The organism is Rhodoplanes sp. SY1, from assembly GCF_046000175.1.
GTDB lineage: Bacteria > Pseudomonadota > Alphaproteobacteria > Rhizobiales > Xanthobacteraceae > Rhodoplanes.
The window spans coordinates 25,743-46,768 of sequence record NZ_JBEOMB010000043.1 but is presented as its reverse complement, the minus strand read 5'-3'; the positions used below and the strand labels follow the sequence as shown (position 1 = coordinate 46,768).

The following is a 21,026-nucleotide window of genomic DNA, read 5'->3' as shown; positions in this document are numbered from 1 at the left end:
CTCGCCGCGACGGAGCATTGACTGCCTCCGTCATGGCCGGGCTCGTCCCGGCCATCCACGAACTGGCGGTGCTGCGGCAAGGGAAGGCGTGGATGGCCGGGACAAGCCCGGCCATGACGAGACAGGAATTTGCCGCGACGGGCACCGCAGCGCGCGACCCGCGCCGGCTGGACGACTAGCGATGACCATCGTCAACATCGACGACATGCGCGAGGCCGCGCAGCGGCGGCTCCCGAAAATCTTCTTCGACTATATCGACGGCGGCAGCTTCTCGGAGACGACGCTGCGTGAGAACCGGCGCGGCTATGATGCGTGGGCGATCGAGCAGCGCGTCCTCGCCAGCGCCCGCGTGCCGGACTTGTCGACGCAGGTCCTGGGCAAGCGCCAGGCGCTGCCCTTCATGCTGGCGCCGGTCGGCTTCCTCGGCCTCTATCGCGGCGGCGGTGAGATCCTCGCGGCCCGCGCCGCGCGGGCCGCAAAAATCCCGTTCTGTCTGTCGACCTTCTCGGTCGCCTCGATCGAGACGCTCGCGCGCGAGGCCGGCGGCGATCTCCAGTTCCAGCTCTACATGCTGGACGACCGCGGCCTCACCGACGAGCTCTTGGCCGCGGCCACGGCGGCCGGCGTGTCGACCCTGCATCTCACCGTCGACTGCACCGTCACGGCGATCCGCGAGCGCGACGTGCGCAACAGGTTCCGCTCGGCGCGCCGCCCGACGCCGGCGATGCTGCTCTCGATGCTGTCGAAGCCGGCGTGGCTTCTCGATCTCCTGCGGCACGGCATGCCGGCCGTCGAGGCCTTGGAAAAGCACCCCGAGTTCGGCAAGGGCGCGCTGGAGCAGGCCGTGAACCTGTCGCGTCGCATCGACCGCACCGTGAGCTGGGCCGAGGTCGACTGGCTGCGGGCGCGCTGGCCCGGGAAGCTCGTGATCAAGGGCGTGCTGTCGGCGGCCGACGCGCTCGCGGCGCGCGACGCGGGCGCCGACGCTGTCGTCGTCTCCAACCACGGCGGCCGTCAGCTCGACGGCGTGGCGTCCACCATCTCGGTGCTGCCCGAGGTCGTCGAAACAGTCGGGCCGGACTTCGAGGTGCTGCTCGACGGCGGCATCCGGCGCGGCGCCGACATCGTCAAGGCGCTGGCGCTCGGCGCCTCCGGCGTGCTGCTCGGCCGTGCCTACGCCTTCGCGCTCGCCGCGGGCGGCGAGGCCGGTGTGGCGCGCGCCGTCGAGATCCTCGCGACCGAGCTGTCCATCACGCTCGCTTTGATGGGCCTCGGCGCGATCGACGAGCTGAAGGCGGCAAGATCCACCGTCCTGCGGCGGGTGGACTCCCGCGCAGACCGGACTTGAGCCCGTCCAGTCTGCCGCATCGCCGCCTGCGCGGGCGTTTCGCTTTCCGGGGATCAGCTCGGCGAAACGATCATGACTCCGACGGATCGGATACGCACAGCTCTGGCGGGGTGGCCGAACCGTCGACCGGCCCGGACCGACGCGCGACGGGCCGCGATCGGAGATGTTCCCGACGCGCTCGAACGTTGTTCGAGAGCTGACGGCGTCGCCGGGAGCACGGTTCGTCTTGTGATCAGCTGATCCCGGCTCCGATCCTGTGCGATCCGCCGCGGAGGCGTCATCTTCGCTCTACTGCCCGCCCGATCCGATTCTTCGATCTCGCTGCACTGCGAGCGCGAGCTTGCATGCAAAGTGGAAGCCACGGCACGCCGCTGGAACCTTTGCCGAATGCGCATATGATGAAGCGTTTCTTCGAAGTGCAGCTTGCCTGGCCTGCGCGCGGCGGACCGTCCGGTCGTCGGCCGCATCACGTCCATGACGCCTGTCGGCCCGTGCCGGACGCCCGTCCGGTCCCGACCCAGGGAGGACCGCAATGACCTTCACGAAACGTCTCCACGTCGCCCTCGCCACCGCGACCGCGCTGTCGGTCCTGGCCCTCGCGGCCGCGCCCGACGCGGCCCGCGCCGAGTTCCCCGATAAGAACCTGACCCTGATCGTGCCCTACGGGGCCGGCGGCGGCACCGACATCGGTGCCCGCCTGCTCGCCAAGGACCTGGAGCCGCTGGTCAAGCAGCCCGTGATCGTGCAGAACATCACGGGCGGCGGCGGCTGGACCGGCTGGGGCACGCTCGCCGCGGCGAAGCCCGACGGCTACACGCTCGGCCTGCTCAACGCCCCGAGCTTCTACATGGGCTATCTCGATCCCAAGCTCGGCCGCAAGGAGCGGCTGGAGAGCTTCACGCCGCTGATCAACCACGTCATCGACTACGTCGTGATCACGGTCGTCCCCGGCAGCCCCTACAAGACCGTCAAGGAGCTGGTGGAGGCGGCCAAGGCCAAGCCCGGCACCATCAGCATCACGGCGCACGGCGTCGGCGGCGACGAGCATCTCGCCATCATGCAGCTCGAGCGCATGACCGGGGCGAAGTTCAAGGTCATCCACAACAAGGCGACGCCCGAGTCGAAGTCGCAGGTGCTGGGCAATCACGTCCAGGTGCTGGCCTGCAATCTGAGCGAAATCGTCACCGAGGTGAAGGACAATCAGCTCCGGGTGCTCGGCGTGATGTCGCCGACGAAGTCGCGCTTCCTGCCGACCAGCCCCACCTTCAAGGAGCAGGGCTACGACATCGAGGCCTCGGTGTCGCGCGGCGTCGCCGGGCCGGCCGGGCTGCCCAAGGACGTCGAGGAGAAGCTCGTCGCCTGGCTCGACAAGGTCGTGACCTCGAAGGAGCACCAGGAGAAGGCCGACAGCCTGTTCCTCGAGCTCCGCTCGATCAAGGGCGACGCCTACCGGAAGTTCCTCAAGGACAACGAGCAGACCGTGAAGGATCTGATGGGCTGGTAGCCCGCCGGCGGCGGCGGAAGACGAGTCCTTCCGCCGCCGACCGTCCGGCTCGGCTTTCGCTCGCCTCGCTTTCGCTCGCTTCGCGTCCCGTCACGCACCCCCTCGCATCCGATCGGAGCCTGCCGTGCTCTGGGTCAACCGCATCGTCGGCGTCGCGCTGATCGCGTTCTGCGCCGTCCTCTGGCACGTCTCGGACGCCTATCCCGAGATGGCCCGCCTGTTTCCGCGCGTCATGCTCGTGATCATCTGCGCCTTCTCGGCCCTGATGGTCGGCCGCAGCCTGCTTCCGGCCGCGGCGGCCGGCGGCTCCGGCGAGGGCGGGACGAGCCCCTCCGTGATGATCCGTCCGATCCTGGCCTTCGTGGCGACGGCGCTCGCGCTCGCCGCGGCGACCTATGTGGGCTTCTTCCTGGGCATGATGCTGCTCGCCGCCGTGCTGGTCCCGATCCTCGGCGTCCGTGCGCTCGGCTGGTACGCCTTCGCCACGGTCGTGCTGCTGGTGGTCGTCTACGGGATCTTCGTCGTCGTGCTCAACGTGCCGCTCACGCTGCGGCCGCCGGTCTTGTGAGAACGCCATGGACATGCTCCTGACCGTCGTCGCCGACGCCTTCACGCCCGTCCATCTCGGCGTGATGCTGGCCGGCGTGGTGATCGGCCTGATCATCGGCGCCATGCCGGGGCTGAGCTCGAATCTCGGCATCGCGCTGGTGCTGCCGCTCACCTTCGGCATGGACCCGATCTCGGCCCTGATCATGCTGGTGAGCCTCTACACGGCGGCGATCTACGGCGGCTCGTTCTCGGCGATCCTGCTGCACACGCCCGGCACCTCGGCCTCGGCGGCGACGGCGATCGACGGCTTCGCGCTGACCCGCAAGGGCGAATTCAACAAGGCGATCCGCATCTCCACCTTCGCCTCCGTGTTCGGCGGCCTGCTGAGCGCGGTCGCCCTGATCGCCATCGCGCCGCCGCTGTCGCTCCTGTCGCTCAAGTTCGGTCCCGCCGAGTACTTCTGGCTCGCCGTGTTCGGCATCTCGGTGATCGGGACGCTCGCCAGCGGCAACATGATCAAGGGGCTCCTGTCCGGCGCGGTCGGCGTCGCCATCAGCACGGTCGGCCTCGATCTCGATTCGGGCTATCCGCGGTTCGCCTTCGGCATCTACGACCTGCAGGGCGGGATCGGCTTCGTGCCGGCCGTCATCGGGCTGTTCTCGCTGTCGCAGGCGCTGCTGATGTGCGAGCGGCCGCACAACACCATCCAGGAGGCCGAGCAGACGACCGGTGGCAAGTGGCGGTTGCTGCCGACCTGGGCCGAGTTCAGGTTCATCCAGCCGACGCTGTGGCGCTCCTCGATCATCGGCATCATCATCGGGATCCTGCCGGGCGCCGGCGGCGACATCGGCTCGTGGACCGCCTACAACGAGGCCAAGCGCTTCGCCAAGAACGATCCGGACTTCGGCAAGGGCTCGATCCGCGGCGTCGCGGCGTCGGAGAGCGCCAACAACGCGACGACGGGCGGCGCCATCATCCCGCTGCTCACGCTCGGCATCCCGGGCAGCCCGTCGGCCGCCATCCTGCTCGGCGCCCTGGTGCTGCACGGCATGCAGCCCGGCCGTACCCTGTTCACCGAGCACGCCCACTTCACCTACACGGTGTGCGTCGGCTTCCTGATCGCCAACATCGTGATGGGCTTCGTCGGCATGGCGATGTGCCGTTACATGGGCGTGGTGGCGCGGCTCCCCAACACGATCCTGATCATCTCGGTGATCGTGCTGTCGATCGTCGGGTCGTACTCGCTCGGCAACAACATCTACGACGTCTACACCATGATGGCGTTCGGGATCCTCGGCTACCTGATGCGCAAGACCGGCTTCTCGGCCGCCCCCATGGTGCTCGGCATGATCCTGGGGCCGCTCGCCGAGCAGGGCTTCCGCCAGGCCGTGCAGCTCGCCGACGGCCCGGTGCTGCTGCACATGCTGGCGAACCCGATCTCCTGGGTGCTGGTGTCGCTGATCGTCCTGTCGATCGGCAGCGCCGCCTATCTGGAGCTGACCCGCTCCAAGCTCACCGGCGTCATGGCGGAGAAGTAGCCCGCGGAGAGGTCGATCGTCCCGGGTGGCATGCGTCGCGGTCGGTCCCGGTCCCGCGGGGCCGGCCGCGCGCCACGCGCAGCCTCACGGATCGAGCTCGGTGTCCCAGTAGAGATAGTCGAGCCAGCTGTCGTGCAGGTAGTTGGGCGGGAACAGGCGGCCGTTGCGGTGCAGGTGGTTGACGCTCGGCTGGAACGGGATCTGGCCCGGCTTCATGCCGGCCTCGTGCGGGGTCTTGCTGCCCTTGCGCAGGTTGCAGGCCGCGCAGGCCGTGACGACGTTGTCCCAGGTGGTCTGGCCGCCGCGCGAGCGCGGGATCACGTGGTCGAAGGTGAGATCGTCGTGGCTGCCGCAGTACTGGCAGGAGAATCGGTCGCGCAGGAAGACGTTGAACCGCGTGAAGGCCGGGTTGGTCGTCGGCTTCACGAAGGTCTTGAGCGAGACGACACTGGGGAGGCGCAGCTCCAGGGTGGGGCTGTGCACGGCCTTGTCGTAGTGCGCGACGATGTTCACCCGGTCCAGGAACACCGCCTTGATCGCGTCCTGCCACGACCACAGCGACAGGGGATAGTAGCTCAGCGGACGGAAGTCGGCGTTGAGCACAAGGACCGGCCATCCGCTCGGCGACGTGTGAGCGTTCAACGCCCCTCCACCTCGTTTCGGGGCGCCGCAGCGCGGTACCGCTGCAGCGCAGCAAACCAGCACGTCGTATCTTATAGGCAGCCGTGACAGGCTTGTGAAGCCGTGCGGAAGCGCCTGTGAAATCTGCGCCGGAGAGCGGTCGTCGCGCACCGCCGCCCCGGCGGGGCGGATCGATTCGGATCGCGGCGCCCGAAACCTCGGCCTGGCCGCTCAGCGGCCGGCGAAGCGTTGCGCGAGGAAGCCGCCGGCGAGCGCCAGCCCGTCCTCGTCGATGCCGTGGCCGATCCCGTAGGAGATGTGCCACTCGGCCGGAATACCGAGCGCCGCCAAGCCGTTCGCCGCCTGGAGCAGGGCCTGGACCGGGATCAGGTCGTCGTCGGCGCCGTGCGCCAGCAGCACCGGCGGCCGGGCCTTGATCTCGCCCGCCACCGCCTCGGCCGCTTCGGGCCCGGCGTCGTTCGGAAGGACAAAAATGCCGGAGAAGCCGACGATGGCGGCGGGCGCGACGGCGCGCCGCAGGCCGACATGCAGGGCCATCATGGTGCCCTGGCTGAAGCCGACCAGCGCCAGCGCCGTGCCGGGCAGGCCGTGGCGGGCGAGCTCCTGGTCGAGGAACTGGTGGAGCGCCGGAGCGGCAGCCTGGACGCCCCGCCAGCGCTCGCCCGGCGACCGGAAGGTCAGCGGGAACCACTCGCGGCCGACCGGGGCCTGGCCGCAGGGACGCGGCGCGTGCGGTGACACGAAGGCGGCATCGGGCAGGAGGGGCTGCCACATCCGGCCGATGTCGATGAGGTCGTTGCCGTCCGCCCCGTAGCCGTGGAGGAAGACGACGAGCTGGCGCGCCTGCCTCTGCGAGCGCGGCGCGAGACGCGGGCCGTCGATCGTTGCCACGGTCATGCTCCTCGTTCCGCCGGGACGGGCGGGGCCGGCAGCACGGGGTCGCGCTGCTTGATGGTGCGATAATACGTCCATAGCAAGAAAGCCGCCACTCCGCGCCACGGCCGCCACGGCTCGGCGAGCGGCCCCATCTGCTTGGTCGTCGGGCGGGCGTCGAGGACGAAGGCGATGCGAAGCGCCTCCTGCAGGGCGAGATCGCCGGCCGGCCAGGCGTCGGCGTGGCCGAGGCAGAACAGCAGATAGCTGTCGGCCGTCCACGGCCCGATGCCGTGCACGGCGACCAGCGCGGCGTGGGCCTCGTCGGCCGGCAGGCCGGCGACCGCGTCGAGGTCGAGGGCGCCGTCCCGGAGCGCCCGGGCGATCTCCTTGAGGGCCTTGATCTTCGGCGCCGACAGGCCGATCCGCGCCAGCGTCGTGTCGCGGGTCCGCAGCACCCGCTCGGGCGCGAACGGGTCGATGGCGGCGAACAGTCGCGCCCCGATGGCCGCGGCGCTGGCGGTGGACAGCTGCTGGCCCAGGACGGTCGCGGCGAGGCCGGGAAAGCCGCCGGGGCGGCGGCGCAGCGGCGGCCGGCCGCCCACCGCCAGCACGGCGGCGAGCCGCGGATCGGCGGCGACGAGATGCGCGAGCCCGGCGTCGATGTCGGCCTCGGTGTCGATGCGCAGGCGGGCGGGGGAGACGGGCGGGGCGCTGGGCATGGGCGAGAGATAATCCCCCGGCGCGGCGTCTTGAACCCGTTTTCCGCGATCGGCCGCGGCGAAGGTGACGGGTCCTGCATACGATCGGCGCCGCCCGCGGCGTCGGGCCTCACCGCGTCGGCGACCGCGACGGACCGGACCGCATGGACTTTCCGGGCCGCCCCCGCTAAGCAGGCGGCCATGTTGAGGAAGCTCTACGACTGGTGCATCGGCGCCGCGGGCAAGCCGCACGCCACCTGGGCGCTCGGCACGGTGTCGTTCGCGGAAAGCTCGTTCTTTCCGATCCCGCCCGACACCATGCTGATTCCGATGGCGCTCGCGCGCCCGGACAAGGCCTATTACTACGCTCTCGTCTGCACCATCACGTCGGTGCTGGGCGGCGTTCTCGGCTATGCGATCGGCGCCTTCCTGTACGACTCGGTCGGCCTGTGGCTGATCTCGCTCTACGGCTACGGCGACAAGGTCGAGGCGTTCCGCGAGGCCTACGCCAAGTGGGGCTCACTGATCATCCTGATCAAGGGCGTCACCCCGATCCCCTACAAGATCGTCACCATCACGTCGGGCTTCGCCGGCTACAACTTCTTCCTCTTCGTGCTGTTCTCGGTGATCACCCGGGGTGCGCGCTTCTTCCTGTCGGCCTTTCTGCTGCAGCGCTACGGGCCGGTCGCCCGCGAGCACATCGAGAAGCGCCTCGGCTTCTGGTTCACGATCTTCCTGGTCGTGCTGATCGGCGGCATCGTCGCAGCTCTGTATATCATGTGACGCTCCGGCCGGGCCCTGACCCGGCCGATCCCGTGTCTCTGACGGTGCCGTTTCGGATGGCGTCATGCGCCGGTCGCGGCGCCGGACGGGCGCGCATGCGCGCGCGGAGCATTCACAGCCGCACCGGTTTCGCTCTAGAGTGCCGGCGAGGCGGACGACCAAGATCCGCCCGCCGGGAGGTTTTCGCGTGATCGTCCACCCACAGCCCTGAGTCTGCTGCCGCGGCACCGCCCTGCGGTGGTGCCGGCCCGCGTCCGCCTCCCGGTCCCGCGACGATTCCGCCGAGCCGAGCAAGAAGACCGCCAAGGAGCAACCCCATGCGCGCAAGAACCCTCGCCCTCGCGGCCGCGACCGCCGCCCTGATCGCCGGATCGGGGCCCGCCGCGGCGCAGACCAAGCTCACTATCATGGTGTTCGCCGGCATGCAGAACCTGCCACTGTTCGCGGCGCAGTCGCAGGGCCTGTTCGCCAAGCGCGGGCTCGAGGTCGACATCAAGGTCGCCCCCAACTCGGACGAGCTGCGCAACGGCCTCGCCGACGGGCGCTTCCAGGTCGTTCACGCCGCCTCCGACAACTCGGTCGCCATGGTCGAGATGGCCGGTGCCGACGCCAAGATCGTGGTCGGCGGCGACAACGGCATGAACCGGTTGTTCGTGCAGCCCGACATTTCCGACATCAAGGATCTGCGCGGCAAGACCGTCGCGGTCGACGCGCCCAACACGGCCTATGCGTTCCAGCTCTACGAGATCCTGCGCTCCGCCGGGCTCGAGCGCGAGAAGGACTACAAGGTGCAGGTGGTCGGCGCGACGATGAAGCGGGTCGACGCGCTCCTCGCCGACAAGACGCTCGCCGCCACCATGCTCAACCCGCCCTTCTCGCTGCGCGCCCAGAAGGCCGGCCTCAAGGACATGGGCGAGGCCACCAAGGTGATCGGCCCGTACCAGGCCTCGGCCGGCTTCGTGCTCGCCAAGTGGGGTCGCGAGAATTCCGACACGCTGGTGAAGTATCTCTCGGCCTATGTCGAGGGCGTGCGCTGGTCGACCGACCCGAAGAACAAGGCGGCGGCGATCAAGCTCGTCTCCGACAATCTCAGGCTGCCCGAGGAGGTCGCGACCGCCGGCTACGGCCTGCTGCTCGCCGGCATGCCGAAGGACGCGGCGCTCGACATGAAGGGCTTCGAGAACGTGCTGGCGCTGCGCACCAAGCACACCGGCAAGCCGACCAAGCCGGCCGCCGACTACGTCGACCTGTCCTATTATCAGAAGGCGATCGCCGGCATGTGAGCCGAGCGCGCGCTCTCGGTCCTCATGGTGAGGAGCGGCCGGAGGCCGCGTCTCGAACCATGTGGCCGAAGACCGGGCCGGACTCCGGCACACCGCCGCCGGGCCGCCCTCGCCCTTCGAGACGCCCGCATCCACACGGGCTCTCGATCGGACATCGTCAGAACCGATCTCGGGCGAGCCCGAGATCGGGCGGGCTCCTCAGGGTGAGGGCGGTTGGACGCTCGGCCTTGTATGCCCTGTTTCACGAGTTGCCGAGGTCTGCTCCATGAACCTCTCCCAAAAGCTCCTCGCTCGCGAGGCCGCGGACAAGCCCGTCACGGTCGGGCTGATCGGGGCGGGCAAGTTCGGCGCGATGTTCCTGGCGCAGGCGCGGCTGACCCGTGGCCTGCACGTCGTCGGCATCGTGGATCTCGACCCCGCCCGCGCGCAGCGCCAGCTCGCCACCGTCGGCTGGGAGCCGGAGCGCTCCACCGCGACCTCACTCGACGACGCGCTGACATCGCGAAAGACCCATGTCGGACCGGACGCCGCCGCGCTGATCGCCCATGCCGGGGTCGAGGTGATCGTCGAGGCGACCGGCGTGCCGGTCGCCGGCATCACGCATGCGCTCGCCGCGATCGATCACGGCAAGCATGTCGTGATGGTCAATGTCGAAGCCGACGCGCTCGCCGGCCCGCTGCTCGCGGAACGCGCGCGAAAAGCCGGCGTCGTCTACAGCCTCGCCTGGGGCGACCAGCCGGCGCTGATCTGCGAGCATGTCGATTGGGCGCGGGCTTGCGGCTTTCGGGTGATCGCCGCCGGCAAGGGCACGCGATACGAACCGCACTACCACGCCTCGACGCCCGACACGGTGTGGGACATCCTCGACAAGTACCTGTCGATCACGGATCGCGGCTCGATCAATCCGAAGATGTTCAACTCCTTCGTCGACGGCACCAAGTCGGCGATCGAGATGACGGCGGTGTGCAACGCGACCGGCCTGGTGCCGCAGTCGGACGGTCTGCGCTTTCCGCCGGCGACGCGCTTCGCGCTGGCCGAGGTGTGCAAGCCGGAGCGCGACGGCGGCACGCTGGAGAAGGTCGGCGTCACCGAGGTGGTCTCCTCGGTCGACCGCCAGGGCAGCGACGTGCCGCATCACCTCGCGCTCGGCACCTATGTGGTGATCGAGGGCGAGACCGAATACGCGCGGCGCTGCTTCAAGGAATACGCGATGCTGCCCGACACCAGCGGGCGCTACGCCGCACTCTACCGGCCGATCCACATGATCGGGCTCGAGCTCGGGATTTCGGTTGCGAGCGCGGCGCTGCGCGGCGAGCCGACGGGTGCCCCGACCGGCTTTCGCTCCGACGTCGTCGCCACCGCCAAGCGCGCACTGAAGACGGGCGAGGTGCTGGACGGCGAGGGCGGCTTCTGCGTCTGGGGCAAGCAGACGCCGGCCGCGCGGTCGCTCGCCGACGGCCTGCTGCCGCTCGGTCTCGCCCACGGCGTGACGCTGACGCGCGACGTGCCGCAGGGCGCCGCGCTGCGCTGGGACGACGTCACGATCGACCCGACCGACATCGCCGTGAAAGCACGGCGCGACATGGAGGCGGTGTTCGGCCGGACGTCCGGCTGAGCCGTGCCGCACGAGATGCGCCGCACGAGACACATCGACGGCGGCGCCAACATGGGAGCACGTTCATGAGCGACTATTACGTCCATCGCCTGCAGGTCGCGCTGCCGCTGGCGACCGCCGACAAGATCGCCGACGAGGCGATCGCGGCCGGCCGCGAGGCCGGCCTGCTGCCGCTGACCGTCGCGGTGCTCGACGCCGGCGGCCACACCGTGGTGCTCAAGCGCGAGGACGGGTCGGGCATCCTGCGCGCCGACATCGCCACCGGAAAGGCCTGGGGGGCGCTCGGCATGGGCATCGCGAGCCGCACCATCAGGGATCGGCTGCGCGAGCGGATCGCTTTCCAGAGCGCGCTCGCCGCCGCCTCGGACGGCCGCTTCATCCCGGTCCCGGGCGGCGTCCTGATCAGGAACGCGGCCGGCGAGGTGATCGGCGCGGTCGGCATCAGCGGCGACGCCTCCGACAAGGACGAGTACGCGGCCGTCACGGCCGTGCAGCGGGCCGGGCTGACGCCACACCCCGAGCAGCCGGCCGACAACTGGCGCGATGCGGGCCTGTGAGAACGCATCCGCGCGGTCATTCCGGGGCGGCGCGCAGCGCCAAACCCGGAATCCAACCGAGAACACTGCACTCGACGTTGGATCCCGGGTTCGCGGCTTCGCCGCGCCCCGGAATGACGGAAGACTGATCACCTGTGATCAGCACGGTGTCCCGCTGTGATATCCGGCAGCGTCGCCGACCCCCGAACCGACCGAGGAGAGACGACCATGATCAGCAAGCTCGTCGCGACCGTGGCGCTCTGCCTCGGCTTGTCGCTGTCACCGCTCGCCGCGCAGGAAACCTATCCGCGCCATCCGATCCGGCTGGTCGTGCCGTTCCCGGCGGGCGGCCCGACCGACGTGTTCGCCCGGCAGTACGCGGCCCGCATGTCGGCGGTGCTCGGCCAGCCCATGGTGGTCGAGAACAAGCCCGGCGCCGCCGGCGCCATCGGCTCGACCGAGGTCGCCCGTGCGACCCCGGACGGCTACACGCTGCTGTTCGGCACCGCCTCGACGCACGGCCTCTACAATCTGCTGTCGAAGAGCCCGAAATACGACTCGCTGAAGGACTTCGCGCCGGTCGCCATCGTCGGCTCGGCGCCCGCCGTGGTGGTCGTGCATCCGTCCGGCCCGGCCGACCTCGCCGCCCTGGTCGCGACCGTGAGGGCCAATCCCGGAAAGCTGCAATACGGCTCGCCCGGCACCGGCACGTTCCTCCATCTCGCCGGCGAGTTGTTCAAGACCGAGGCCGGCCGGCTCGACATTCCGCACATTCCCTACAAGGGCTCTGCGCCCGCCATGAACGATCTGATCGGCAACCAGGTCGGCATGGTGATCGACACGCTCGGCACCTCGATCGCGCAGCATCGCGGCGGCAAGGCCCGCATCCTGGCGGTCGCGGCGGCGAAGCGCTCGGATCTCGCGCCCGACATCCCGACCGTCGACGAGGCGCTCGGCACCCAGGGCTTCGAGGCCGGCCTGTGGAACGTCGTGGCGGCGCCCAAGGGGACGCCGGCGCCCGAGCTCGCGGTGCTGGCCGAGGCGACGCGGCGCGTGATGGCGGAGCCGGAGGTCCAGGCCCAGCTCCGCCGGATCGGCATCGATCCGGTGGCCGACTCCTCGCCCACGAAGGCCGTCGCCTTCATCGAGCGCGAGCGCGCCCGCTTCGGCCCGGTGGTCCAGGCCGCCGGCGTGAGCCTCGACTGAGGCGGCGGGACGGACGGCTGATCACCTCGGTGGTCATTCCGGGGCGACGCACTCGGGTCGGCGCTTCGCGCCGCCCGAGCACAGGCTCCGCGCCGAACCCGGAATCCAGCCGAGAGTTTGGAGCTTGCCGCTGGATTCCGGGTTCGCGGCTTCGCCGCGCCCCGGAATGATAACGAACCGATCGGGTGGATTTGATACCAAATCACCCCATCCTCCGCTCATGCCCGCGCAGGCGGGCATCCAGCGGCGGCACGCCCTGCGGCTCCTGGGTCCCCGCCTTCGCGGAAACGAGCGGAAGAAAGCCGCTTCCGAACCAGAAACGCGCTACCACGGCGTGCCGCGCAGGAACGCGGCGATCTTGGGGTTCGCCTCCAGGGCGGCGAGATCGTCGGGCGTGGGGAGCTGCGGCTTGTCGCGCACCGCGTCGACCATGCACAGGAAGCCGAGCGGCTCGCCCCGGGTGGCGCGGAACTGATGCCAGGTCATCGGCGGGATATGGACGAGGTCGCGCTCGCCCACCTCGCGCACCTCGTCACCCACGAGGCAATGCCCGCGTCCGCGAAAAATCATCACGCCGTGGACGTGTTCGTGGCGCTCCAGCGTCGAGAACCCGCCGGCGTCGACCTCGAAATAACGCAGCTCGCCGGCGAGATTCGGATCCGAGAACAGGATCTGGCGCGACACCGCCTTGAACAACGCCCGCTCGTCCTCCTTGTAGGGCCGCGCCTCGACGCCCTCCCAGCGGAAGTCCGTCTCGGCCTTGCGGAAGCTTTTCGGGGTCGTCGGGTCGGTGGCCATGATGTCGCCGTCGTCTCGGTCTCGGTCATTCCGGGGCGCCGCGCAGCGGCGAACCCGGAATCCAGTCGCTCGCTCGATCCATGTCGCTGGATTCCGGGTTCGCACCTGCGGTGCGCCCCGGAATGACCAACTGCACATGACTGATCATCTCATATAGTCGTGCCGGTGCACGGCGGCCACGAGATCGGCCGTGGCGGCGACGAGGTTCTCCTTGGCGTCGAGCAGCGCGCCGCCGATCAGCAGCATCGTGTCGGCGCCGTAGACGTCGAGCAGCTCCGGCACGCGCTCGCGCGTCATGCCGCCGGCCGGCACCGGCAGGCTGGGCGCGAGGTCGTGCCAGGGCGTGCGGGCCGCCGCGGCGAGCGCCCGGCAGGTCTCGATCGTGTAGCCGAAGCGGCCGCCGTAGCTCGGATAGACCACCGCGTCGGCGCCGATCAGGCGGAACAGCTTGCCGAACAGCAGCGGCGGCGCGATGCGGCTCGCCCCGCCGAGCGCCGGATGGGCGACGAACAGAATGTCGGGGCACTCGGCGACCAGCGTGTGGATGGTGGCGAAGCCCGCCACCATGGGCGCCACCATCACGGCGCGGACGCCGGCGGCGCGGGCGCAGGCGACCTGGGTGCGCATGCGGTCGAGATCGCCGGAGAGATTCGGCACGTAGAGGGTCGTGTGCCCGCTGCGCGCGCCGGCCGCCTGAACCGCGTCCGCGATGCGTGGCACCCGCTCGGCGAACGGTGCGGCCGACTGGTCGGCGATACCGTGGTCGTCTTTGATCAGGTCGATGCCGCCCGCGGCGAACTTTTCAGCGAGCGCGGCGAGCGCCGTGCTCGTGAGCCCTTGCGGCTTCAGCGCCGTCGCCGTGAGGGCGCGGCCGTGTGCGGAGAGCCGCTCGCGAAAACCCGCGATGCCGTGATGCGGGCCGCCGAACGCCGCCGCGGTCGCGGCCGGAACATCCACGTCGGACAGCACCACGTCGTCGTGCAGCGACGAGTTGCCGAACAGCATCGAGAGGAGCTGGCCGGCGTCGGTCCCGATGGTCGCGTCGGCGAGCCCGATCGTGACGCCGAAGCAGCCGTCGCCGGCCGGCGCGATTCGCTCGACTCGTCCGACGATCTCCTCCAGCACGGCCGAATCGGCGATGGCCGACAACGGCATCTCCACGCTCTGCTCGATCGCGAGTGCCGTCGCGCGCGAATCGATCTCCGCCGCGGGACAGCGCACCACATACGTGACCTCGACACGGCGGTTCACGACACCTCACTCCAAGAAACCAAAAACGTCTGGAAAATGAACCAGCTGCGGCTGATCCGCACGGTCCTAGCACATCGCCCGGCGGGTGTACGCGCCAAATTCCCGCACCGGGACTGTCACGCCAAAGCCCCATCTCCGCCACGAAACCGTGGCCAAATTCGTCTCGGGGGACTGGGGGAGTTAGTGAATGGTGGGCTGGTCGAGGCTCCTTCGGAGCGCGACGGCGCGTGCGCTCGTCTTGCGTTTTGCGAAGGGAACGGCGATCGCGGGATCGGCGACGACCGCGGCGACGCTCTTGCTCTCGGCCATCCAGGACACGTCGCCACCGGACGGGCCGCCACGGCCGCCCGTGCCGATACTCCATGCGACCACTCGGATCGAGCCGCCCGCCGGCGTGCCGGTGCCCGTCACCGTTGCGGTGGCGGACCGGGCGCCTGCGCCCGTGGCCCGGCCCGAGCCGGAACCGGAGCGGCCCGCGGCCCGGCCCGAGAGGCCCGACCGCAGCCGTGCTGCGACGTCGTCGCAAAGCGCGACGCCGCCGCGAGCGGTGCCGCCTGCCGCGGCGCTCGCTCCACCTGCCGCGACGCCGGGCGTCGCGGCCTCCATCGAGCCCCCGACCGTATCGCCGCCGCTCGACCTCGTGGCCCTCGCTCGAACCTCCGAGGACCGCGTCGAGGGCACCGGCCGCGACGGTCACTGGACCTTCGGTTCATCGCTCCGGCTCGCGCGGTCCGCCGCCGAGTCCGCGACCAGCAAGGTGCTCGAATGGAAACACCGCGTCACGAGTTCGATCGGATCCCTGCTCGACGTCCTGCCCTGACCCGCGAGAGGCTCCTGCGCGCCGCCCTCGCAGTGTTCGCCGATCACGGTTATGCGGGCGCGTCGGTGCGGCGCATCTGTCAGCGGGCGCGCGCCAATCCGGCCGCCGTGAAGCACTATTTCGGCAACAAGGACGGCCTCTATCAGGAGGTCCTGCACGTCGCCGCCTCGGCCTTCGCGGGCGCCGATTCGACCGCCGGCTTCGCCGAGCCGGACGAGCGGCCACCCGAGGCGATGCTGCGCGACCTGATCCGCGACCAGCTTCGCCCGGTGCTGCGGCGCAACACCATCGGCCGCTATCTCAAGGTCTTCGCCTGGGAGGACATGCAGCCGTCGCGGCCCTACAAGCAGTTCCTCGCCTCCGGCCGGGCCCCGGCCGTCGCCAGCGCGGCGAGCATCGCGCGAAAGCTGTTGCCGCCGGACGCCTCCAACGAGGAGGTGGCGGTCGCCACCGCCTGGCTGATGAACCAGGCGATGCCGTTCGTGCGCAATCGCGACGTGTTCCGCTCCGCGCCGTTCGGGCTGCGCTACGACAACGCCATGGTCGAGCGGCTCGCGGACCGGCTGACCCACCTGGCGCTCACCGGCCTCGCCGGCCGGCCGCGCCGGCTGGACTGATCAGCTCCGCCGCGTCGGCGGCTCCGGCGGCGCCCAGGATGGACGCCGGCGCGCCGCGAAGGCGGCGCGGCCCTCGACACCTTCGGGGGCGAGAAAGCCGCGGCGAAACTTTTCGGCGAGCGACGCCATCAGCTCCGGGGTCGGCGCGAGTCCACGCAGGGCGCGGAGATCCTCCTTCGCCTCGGCGGTCGCCCGTGGCGCCGACAGCAGCACCGCCGCGATCGTCTCGTCGAGCGTGGCCTCCATGTCCGCCGTCGTGCACAGCCGGTGGGCGACGCCGAGCCGCAGCGCCTCCTCGGCGCCGATCGCCTCGCCCGTGATCAGCAGACGCCGCAGCGCCCGCGGGCCGAGCGCCCGCTCGAACAGCGGCACATAGGGCGCGACCGGAAACCCGAGCCGCAGCTCCGGCACGGCGAAGCGCGCGTCCTCCGCGGCGATCAGCACGTCGCAGCAGGCGGCGAGGGCGAAGGCGCCACCCATGCAGGCGCCATGCACCAGCGCGATGGTCGGTTTCGGGCAGGCGTCGAGGGCGAGGCAGACGGACGGCATCGGCACGCCCGTCCCGTCCGGGCGGCCGGAATGCGCGTCGGGATCGCCGACGACGTCGCCGCCGACGCCGAAGTGCTTCCCATTGCCGCGCAGCACCACGCAGCGCACCGCCGGATTCTCGGAGACGGCGCCGATCAGTGCGAACAGCCGCTCGAGCATGTCGCCGTCATAGGCGTTGCCCTTGTCGGGTCGGTCGAGCGTCAGGGTCGCGACGCCGCGCGCGTCGCGGGTCGCCAGGACATGGCCGCTGTCGTGCCTGGCGACGGCGTCGTCGGACGGCAGCCTCATACGGCCGCCCGCACCGATTCGTCCGCGACGGGCGCATCGGCGTCGATGGGCGTGTCGGCGCCGGGCTCGGACAGGCGGAGCTGATAGAAGGTGGCGTAGCGCTGGCCCTTCCTCAGGAGCTCCTCGTGGCGGCCGGTCTCGGCGATCTCGCCCTGCTCGACCACGTGGATGCGGTCGGCATGCGCGATGGTGTAGAGCCGGTGCGCGATCACCAGCGTGGTGCGGCCCTTGATCAGCTCGCCCATCGCGGCCTGCACGAAGGCCTCGGCCTCCGAGTCGAGCGCCGCCGTCGGCTCGTCGAGCAGCACGATCGGGGCGTCGCGCAGGAGGGCGCGGGCGATCGCGATGCGGGCGCGCTGTCCGCCGGAGAGCTGCGCGCCCTGCTCGCCGACCTTGGTGTCGTAGCCGTCCGGAAACGCCGTGATGAAGTCGTGCGCGTAGGCCGCCTTGGCGGCCGCCACGATCTCGTCCTCGGACGCGCCGATGCGCCCGAGCGCGATGTTCTCGCGGATCGTGCCGTGGAACAGATAGACGTCCTGGCCCACATAGGCAAAAGCCCGGCGCAGCGACGTCGACGACACCGTGGCGATGTCCTGCCCATCGATCAGGATGCGGCCCGACTGCGGTGTGTAGAGCCCGAGCAGCAGGTTGAAGATCGTCGACTTGCCGCTGCCCGAGGCGCCGACGAAGGCGGAGATGCGATGCGGCGCCGCCTCGAACGACACGTTTTTCAGCACCGGCTCGCCCGGCCGGTAGGCGAAGTCGACATTCTCGAAGCGCACCGCGCCCTCGGTGACGTTCAGGGCGGTCGTGCGGGTGTCGGCCGGCGGCACCGGCAGGTCGAGCAGCTCGAACAGGATGCGCACGCCGACCAGGTTCGACTGCAGCTCGATGTTGAGCCGCGCGATCCGCTTGGCCGGCTCGTAGGCGAGCAGGAACGCGGTGATGAACGAGATGAAGCCGCCCGGCGTCGCGTCGAGCACGAGCACGCTGTAGCCGCCGATCAGCAGCACCGACGCGATCGCCATGCCGCCCAGCGACTCCATCAGCGGCGTCGAGCGGTTCTGCACGCGCGCGAGCTTGTTGGAGGCCTGCTCGATCGTGTCGACGTGGCGGTGAACCCGCTCCTGCATGACGCTTTCGAGGTTGAACGCCTTGACGATCTTGAAGCCCTGCACGGTCTCCTGCAGGGCCTGGAGGATCATCACGGTGCCGCCGAACTGGGCGAGCGTGATCTGCCGCACCCGCTTGATCAGCTTGCGCAGCACCAGGACGGCCGGCGGCATGATCAGCAGGCCGACGATCGACAGCAGCGGCTGCTGGTAGACCATCACGAAGATCAGGCCGATCAGCGTGAGGAGGTCGCGGCCGGCCGCCGTGATCAGGCTGTTGAGCACGGCCGAGGCCGAGGCGGCCCCGAAATTGATGCGGGCGACGAACTCCGAGGAGTGCTTGTCGGAGAAGAAGCCGAGGCTCTGCTGCACCAGGCGGTCGAACATCCGCTTCTGGTTGACGGCGATGATGCGGTTGGAGATGCGCGCCAGCGTCACGGCCTGGCCGTAGGTCGCGAAACCCTTGCAGACGAAGATCACGATCGCGGCGATCGACACCGCCGCGACGCCGCTGAAGCTCTTGTCGACGTAGACCTGGTTGACGGCCGAGCCGATCAGATAGGCGGTCGCCGCGGTCGCCGCCGCCCCGACGCCCATGAAGGCGAAGGCGAGCGCGTAGCTCTTCGCATGGCCGCGCCCATACTCGGACAGGAGCCGCCTCACGACCGCCACGGTGCCGGCCGGATCGGCGTTGCCCCGGACCCGGAACAGGCCCGCTAAGACATTGATAAACTTGCTCATCGAGAACTCGCTGAAGGGCCGGAGCGGCGGCCGGCGGGACTGTAGTCGATCGCTGTCCGGGCGTCCAACCGGCGCCCTCACCGCGCCGCGGCGAGGCGCAGCGCGGTGGCGACGACGTGGCGGGCGATCGCCGGCGGAGTGTGGTGGGCGAGGACGTGGGCGCGACCCGCCGCGGCGATGCGGGCGAGCCCGGCGCGATCGGCGAGCGCCGCCCGCACGGCGCGGGCGAGGCCGCCCGGCTCGACGTCGTAGTAGAGCGCGTGCTCGCCTTGGAGGAGCGGGGCGTGACGCGCGATCGACGGCTGGTTGGCGAGCGGCACCGAGCCGCACAGCGCCGATTCGTAGAGGCGGAAGCACTGCCAGCCGTAGCCCTCCGGCGTCCACACCAGGCGGGCGCGGGCCATCCGGGCCAGATAGGCGTCGAGCGGCAGCGGTGCGTCCGGCACGTCGACGACGATGCCGTGATCACGGAGCGCGAGCAGCTCGCCGAGCCCGGTCTCGCGCACCGTGGAGGAGTCCTTCACCCGGCCGGCCCAGAAGATGTCGGCGGTCTTCTCCGCCTCCGGCACGACCTCGGGCAGGGGGCGCGCGAAGACCTCGAGCGGCACGCCGAGGGACAGCGGCACGAGCGTCTCCATGCGGCGGCGGTTCTTCGCCACGCGGCGGAAGCGCGGCGTCGGAACCCGCCAGTGCAGCGTGCCGGTGAAGGCCTGCCAGTGATCGGCCGGCAGCTCGCGCTTGAAATAGGCGACGGCGCGGTCGAGCAGGAAGGCGTTGCCACGATCGATCACGGCGGGATCGTCGAAGTCGAGCACGGCGAGCGGCGCCGCGACACGCCGGCGGACGAGCTGCGGCGCGAGCGCGCGGGCGAGCGGCAGCGCGCCGTGCAGCACGCTGCGGCGGAACAGGGTGCGCCCGAGCGCCCGCAGGCTCCACGGCGCGCTGGCCGGCGCGTGCACGACGACGAGGTCGAGGTCGGGGTCGGCGAGGCGGGCCGCGAGGTCGGGCAGCGTGCCGAAGGTCGGAACGTGGCGGCCCTGCGCCGGATCGGTCCGGGTCTCGTCCGGCCAGGTGGAGAAGAACGTGGTGGTCTGCGGAAACGCCGCGTGCATGTAGCCGGTCGGGCCGATCTCGACGATGCGCGGCGCGTCGACACGGGGCGGCCGGGCCGTGATCTCGGGACCGTGCTGCGGACCGTGCTCCGGATCGCGCGGCGCGGTCGTGGCCGGCGCCATCGGGCTCGACAGGGTGATGTCGGACATGCGGCGGCGGGCGTCAGGACGACGCCGGCTCCTTCTCGACGAAGGGCCGCATGGCGGCCGCGAGATGCGGCGCGATGAGGCTCTCGACCGTGTTGCGCTTCTCCTCGGCGAGCTCGGGCCGGCCCATCAGGCCGACCTCGTGCAGCCACGGGCCGACCCATTGCAGCGGGCCGTCCTCCACGGCGAGCCCGGGGCGGAACGGCACGAAGCGGGTCTCGGCCTCCTCCAGGGTGGAGAGGTCGAGGCGGCTGTACAGCGGCTCCCAGTTGCCCCCGCCGGTGTCGAGGCCGACGAACCAGTCCTGGCCGAAGTCGAGCGGCAGGTCGGCGACCTTGTCGAACCGGAACATGCAGAAGCCGGCCCACAGGAACCAGCGGCTGCCGATGCGGCGCACCTGGCCGTAGCAGTCCTGGCGGGCGAGCGGCGCGAACGGATCGTCCCGCCCGGTCGGGAACAGGTCGTCGTCGATGAAGCCGAAGGCGGCCGGGACGGCCGGGCGAATCAGGTTGTGCCAGGTCCAGTTGAGGGCGAGGCCATGCGAGCGGCTCGGCGCCTTGCCGGTCCACGGGTTGCGCGGCAGCTGCAGGTAGTGCGCGCCCTCGGCCCGGGCGACGTGCCGGATGCGCTCCGCCGTCGCGTCGTCGGGCGAGTTGTCGACGATGACGTGGACGACGTCCGGCACGTAGTGGCGGATCAGGGCGATCTGCCAGCGGGCGGCGTTGACGTCGGCGAAGGCGATCGTCACCAGGGCGTTGCGGCCGGCGATCGCGTGCCCGACCGCGGCGAGGTCGCCGGCCGCGGGAGGCTTGCGGCGATAGGCGGTGTCGACGGCGCGGTAACGCGCCGTCTTGAGGGACTGCACGAGGGGCCGCAACCGGAGCCACTCGTGCCAGCTATAGTCGGACATCGCCCGCGGCATGCTTCCTCATACGGAATCGGGTCCGTTTGCGCCAGTCTCGGGTTTGCCCCGAGGCGGTCCGCAGGCGCGCCGGCCGGGCGGCGGCAGGGTC

At 70.6% G+C, this 21,026-nt stretch carries 21 protein-coding genes; 11 read left to right on the top strand and 10 right to left on the bottom strand.

The genetic code is table 11. From position 1 onward, the window contains the following. Nucleotides 1-181: 181 nt before the first annotated feature. The 4 genes from ABTU92_RS12375 to ABTU92_RS12360 all read left to right on the top strand — a co-directional run bounded on the left by ABTU92_RS12375 (nucleotide 182) and on the right by ABTU92_RS12360 (nucleotide 4,939). Entirely contained in the window at nucleotides 182-1,348 is a 1,167-nt protein-coding gene (locus ABTU92_RS12375) for an alpha-hydroxy acid oxidase (protein ID WP_408091003.1), read from the top strand. 532 nt (nucleotides 1,349-1,880) lie between these two features. Continuing rightward, entirely contained in the window at nucleotides 1,881-2,852 is a 972-nt protein-coding gene (locus ABTU92_RS12370; protein ID WP_408091001.1) for a tripartite tricarboxylate transporter substrate binding protein, read from the top strand. Nucleotides 2,853-2,976: 124 nt separating this feature from the next. Next, entirely contained in the window at nucleotides 2,977-3,420 is a 444-nt protein-coding gene (locus ABTU92_RS12365; protein ID WP_408090999.1) for a tripartite tricarboxylate transporter TctB family protein, read from the top strand. Between the two features lie 7 nt (nucleotides 3,421-3,427). Further along, complete coding sequence (locus ABTU92_RS12360) at nucleotides 3,428-4,939, top strand: tripartite tricarboxylate transporter permease (protein ID WP_408090997.1); 1,512 nt, start codon at nucleotides 3,428-3,430, stop codon at nucleotides 4,937-4,939. 84 nt (nucleotides 4,940-5,023) lie between these two features. Here the strand turns inward: ABTU92_RS12360 and ABTU92_RS12355 are convergent, their stop codons facing one another. The 3 genes from ABTU92_RS12355 to ABTU92_RS12345 form a co-directional block, all read right to left on the bottom strand. Beyond that, on the bottom strand, nucleotides 5,024-5,581 hold the full coding sequence (locus ABTU92_RS12355) for an HNH endonuclease (RefSeq protein WP_408090995.1): 558 nt from the start codon (nucleotides 5,579-5,581) through the stop codon (nucleotides 5,024-5,026). Nucleotides 5,582-5,791: 210 nt separating this feature from the next. Further along, nucleotides 5,792-6,472: an alpha/beta hydrolase gene (locus ABTU92_RS12350; protein WP_408090993.1), complete on the bottom strand. Its 681-nt coding sequence runs from the start codon at nucleotides 6,470-6,472 to the stop codon at nucleotides 5,792-5,794. 2 nt (nucleotides 6,473-6,474) lie between these two features. After that, complete coding sequence (locus ABTU92_RS12345) at nucleotides 6,475-7,176, bottom strand: DNA-3-methyladenine glycosylase family protein (RefSeq protein ID WP_408090991.1); 702 nt, start codon at nucleotides 7,174-7,176, stop codon at nucleotides 6,475-6,477. Between the two features lie 180 nt (nucleotides 7,177-7,356). Here ABTU92_RS12345 and ABTU92_RS12340 point away from each other — a divergent pair, with 180 nt between their 5' ends. From ABTU92_RS12340 to ABTU92_RS12320, 5 genes are all read left to right on the top strand, one after another. After that, nucleotides 7,357-7,938, top strand: coding sequence for a YqaA family protein (locus tag ABTU92_RS12340; RefSeq protein ID WP_408090989.1), 582 nt, complete (start codon nucleotides 7,357-7,359; stop codon nucleotides 7,936-7,938). Nucleotides 7,939-8,255: 317 nt separating this feature from the next. Continuing rightward, nucleotides 8,256-9,221, top strand: coding sequence for an ABC transporter substrate-binding protein (locus ABTU92_RS12335; RefSeq protein ID WP_408090987.1), 966 nt, complete (start codon nucleotides 8,256-8,258; stop codon nucleotides 9,219-9,221). Between the two features lie 265 nt (nucleotides 9,222-9,486). Continuing rightward, the gene (locus ABTU92_RS12330; protein WP_408090985.1) at nucleotides 9,487-10,836 is read left to right on the top strand and encodes an NAD(P)H-dependent oxidoreductase; all 1,350 of its coding nucleotides are present in this window, start codon (nucleotides 9,487-9,489) and stop codon (nucleotides 10,834-10,836) included. A 65-nt stretch (nucleotides 10,837-10,901) separates the two neighbouring features. Next, the gene (locus ABTU92_RS12325; protein WP_408090983.1) at nucleotides 10,902-11,393 is read left to right on the top strand and encodes a GlcG/HbpS family heme-binding protein; all 492 of its coding nucleotides are present in this window, start codon (nucleotides 10,902-10,904) and stop codon (nucleotides 11,391-11,393) included. Between the two features lie 207 nt (nucleotides 11,394-11,600). Then, on the top strand, nucleotides 11,601-12,578 hold the full coding sequence (locus ABTU92_RS12320) for a Bug family tripartite tricarboxylate transporter substrate binding protein (RefSeq protein ID WP_408090981.1): 978 nt from the start codon (nucleotides 11,601-11,603) through the stop codon (nucleotides 12,576-12,578). Nucleotides 12,579-12,902: 324 nt separating this feature from the next. On the opposite strand, the gene ABTU92_RS12315 is transcribed toward ABTU92_RS12320, so the two are convergent. From ABTU92_RS12315 to ABTU92_RS12305, 3 genes are read right to left on the bottom strand one after another with little or no spacing between them, the layout of a single operon-like run. After that, nucleotides 12,903-13,376, bottom strand: coding sequence for a cupin domain-containing protein (locus tag ABTU92_RS12315; RefSeq protein ID WP_408090979.1), 474 nt, complete (start codon nucleotides 13,374-13,376; stop codon nucleotides 12,903-12,905). Between the two features lie 25 nt (nucleotides 13,377-13,401). Continuing rightward, the gene (locus ABTU92_RS12310; RefSeq protein ID WP_408090977.1) at nucleotides 13,402-13,524 is read right to left on the bottom strand and encodes a hypothetical protein; all 123 of its coding nucleotides are present in this window, start codon (nucleotides 13,522-13,524) and stop codon (nucleotides 13,402-13,404) included. After that, nucleotides 13,521-14,627 (bottom strand): RuBisCO large subunit C-terminal-like domain-containing protein, encoded by a 1,107-nt coding sequence (locus ABTU92_RS12305; protein ID WP_408090975.1) that lies wholly within the window; start codon nucleotides 14,625-14,627, stop codon nucleotides 13,521-13,523. The genes ABTU92_RS12310 and ABTU92_RS12305 overlap by 4 nt, the downstream gene beginning before the upstream one ends. Before the next feature lie 187 nt (nucleotides 14,628-14,814). Between ABTU92_RS12305 and ABTU92_RS12300 the strand changes: the two genes are divergently transcribed. Together ABTU92_RS12300 and ABTU92_RS12295 are read left to right on the top strand one after the other, a co-directional pair. Next, nucleotides 14,815-15,447: a hypothetical protein gene (locus tag ABTU92_RS12300; protein ID WP_408090973.1), complete on the top strand. Its 633-nt coding sequence runs from the start codon at nucleotides 14,815-14,817 to the stop codon at nucleotides 15,445-15,447. After that, a complete protein-coding gene (locus tag ABTU92_RS12295) occupies nucleotides 15,393-16,064 on the top strand; it encodes a TetR/AcrR family transcriptional regulator (protein ID WP_408090971.1) in 672 nt (223 codons plus the stop codon). The genes ABTU92_RS12300 and ABTU92_RS12295 overlap by 55 nt, the downstream gene beginning before the upstream one ends. Here the strand turns inward: ABTU92_RS12295 and ABTU92_RS12290 are convergent, their stop codons facing one another. The 4 genes from ABTU92_RS12290 to ABTU92_RS12275 all read right to left on the bottom strand — a co-directional run bounded on the left by ABTU92_RS12290 (nucleotide 16,065) and on the right by ABTU92_RS12275 (nucleotide 20,935). Further along, nucleotides 16,065-16,901, bottom strand: coding sequence for an enoyl-CoA hydratase/isomerase family protein (locus tag ABTU92_RS12290; RefSeq protein ID WP_408090969.1), 837 nt, complete (start codon nucleotides 16,899-16,901; stop codon nucleotides 16,065-16,067). After that, on the bottom strand, nucleotides 16,898-18,754 hold the full coding sequence (locus tag ABTU92_RS12285; protein ID WP_408090967.1) for an ABC transporter ATP-binding protein: 1,857 nt from the start codon (nucleotides 18,752-18,754) through the stop codon (nucleotides 16,898-16,900). Before ABTU92_RS12285 ends, ABTU92_RS12290 begins: the two co-directional genes overlap by 4 nt. Nucleotides 18,755-18,831: 77 nt before the next feature. Further along, a complete protein-coding gene (locus ABTU92_RS12280; RefSeq protein ID WP_408090965.1) occupies nucleotides 18,832-20,016 on the bottom strand; it encodes a glycosyltransferase in 1,185 nt (394 codons plus the stop codon). A gap of 13 nt (nucleotides 20,017-20,029) precedes the next feature. Continuing rightward, entirely contained in the window at nucleotides 20,030-20,935 is a 906-nt protein-coding gene (locus ABTU92_RS12275; protein WP_408090963.1) for a hypothetical protein, read from the bottom strand. Between the last annotated feature and the right edge of the window lie 91 nt (nucleotides 20,936-21,026).

Coding starts and splice junctions, on each gene's coding strand:
- ABTU92_RS12325 (WP_408090983.1), top strand. CDS start 10,902: ATGAGCGACTATTACGTCCATCGCCTGCAGGTCGCGCTGCCGCTGGCG.
- ABTU92_RS12335 (WP_408090987.1), top strand. CDS start 8,256: ATGCGCGCAAGAACCCTCGCCCTCGCGGCCGCGACCGCCGCCCTGATC.
- ABTU92_RS12360 (WP_408090997.1), top strand. CDS start 3,428: ATGGACATGCTCCTGACCGTCGTCGCCGACGCCTTCACGCCCGTCCAT.
- ABTU92_RS12295 (WP_408090971.1), top strand. CDS start 15,393: ATGGAAACACCGCGTCACGAGTTCGATCGGATCCCTGCTCGACGTCCT.
- ABTU92_RS12340 (WP_408090989.1), top strand. CDS start 7,357: ATGTTGAGGAAGCTCTACGACTGGTGCATCGGCGCCGCGGGCAAGCCG.
- ABTU92_RS12280 (WP_408090965.1), bottom strand. CDS start 20,016: ATGTCCGACATCACCCTGTCGAGCCCGATGGCGCCGGCCACGACCGCG.
- ABTU92_RS12290 (WP_408090969.1), bottom strand. CDS start 16,901: ATGAGGCTGCCGTCCGACGACGCCGTCGCCAGGCACGACAGCGGCCAT.
- ABTU92_RS12310 (WP_408090977.1), bottom strand. CDS start 13,524: ATGATCAGTCATGTGCAGTTGGTCATTCCGGGGCGCACCGCAGGTGCG.
- ABTU92_RS12275 (WP_408090963.1), bottom strand. CDS start 20,935: ATGCCGCGGGCGATGTCCGACTATAGCTGGCACGAGTGGCTCCGGTTG.
- ABTU92_RS12300 (WP_408090973.1), top strand. CDS start 14,815: ATGGTGGGCTGGTCGAGGCTCCTTCGGAGCGCGACGGCGCGTGCGCTC.
- ABTU92_RS12315 (WP_408090979.1), bottom strand. CDS start 13,376: ATGGCCACCGACCCGACGACCCCGAAAAGCTTCCGCAAGGCCGAGACG.
- ABTU92_RS12320 (WP_408090981.1), top strand. CDS start 11,601: ATGATCAGCAAGCTCGTCGCGACCGTGGCGCTCTGCCTCGGCTTGTCG.
- ABTU92_RS12375 (WP_408091003.1), top strand. CDS start 182: ATGACCATCGTCAACATCGACGACATGCGCGAGGCCGCGCAGCGGCGG.
- ABTU92_RS12330 (WP_408090985.1), top strand. CDS start 9,487: ATGAACCTCTCCCAAAAGCTCCTCGCTCGCGAGGCCGCGGACAAGCCC.
- ABTU92_RS12370 (WP_408091001.1), top strand. CDS start 1,881: ATGACCTTCACGAAACGTCTCCACGTCGCCCTCGCCACCGCGACCGCG.
- ABTU92_RS12285 (WP_408090967.1), bottom strand. CDS start 18,754: ATGAGCAAGTTTATCAATGTCTTAGCGGGCCTGTTCCGGGTCCGGGGC.
- ABTU92_RS12345 (WP_408090991.1), bottom strand. CDS start 7,176: ATGCCCAGCGCCCCGCCCGTCTCCCCCGCCCGCCTGCGCATCGACACC.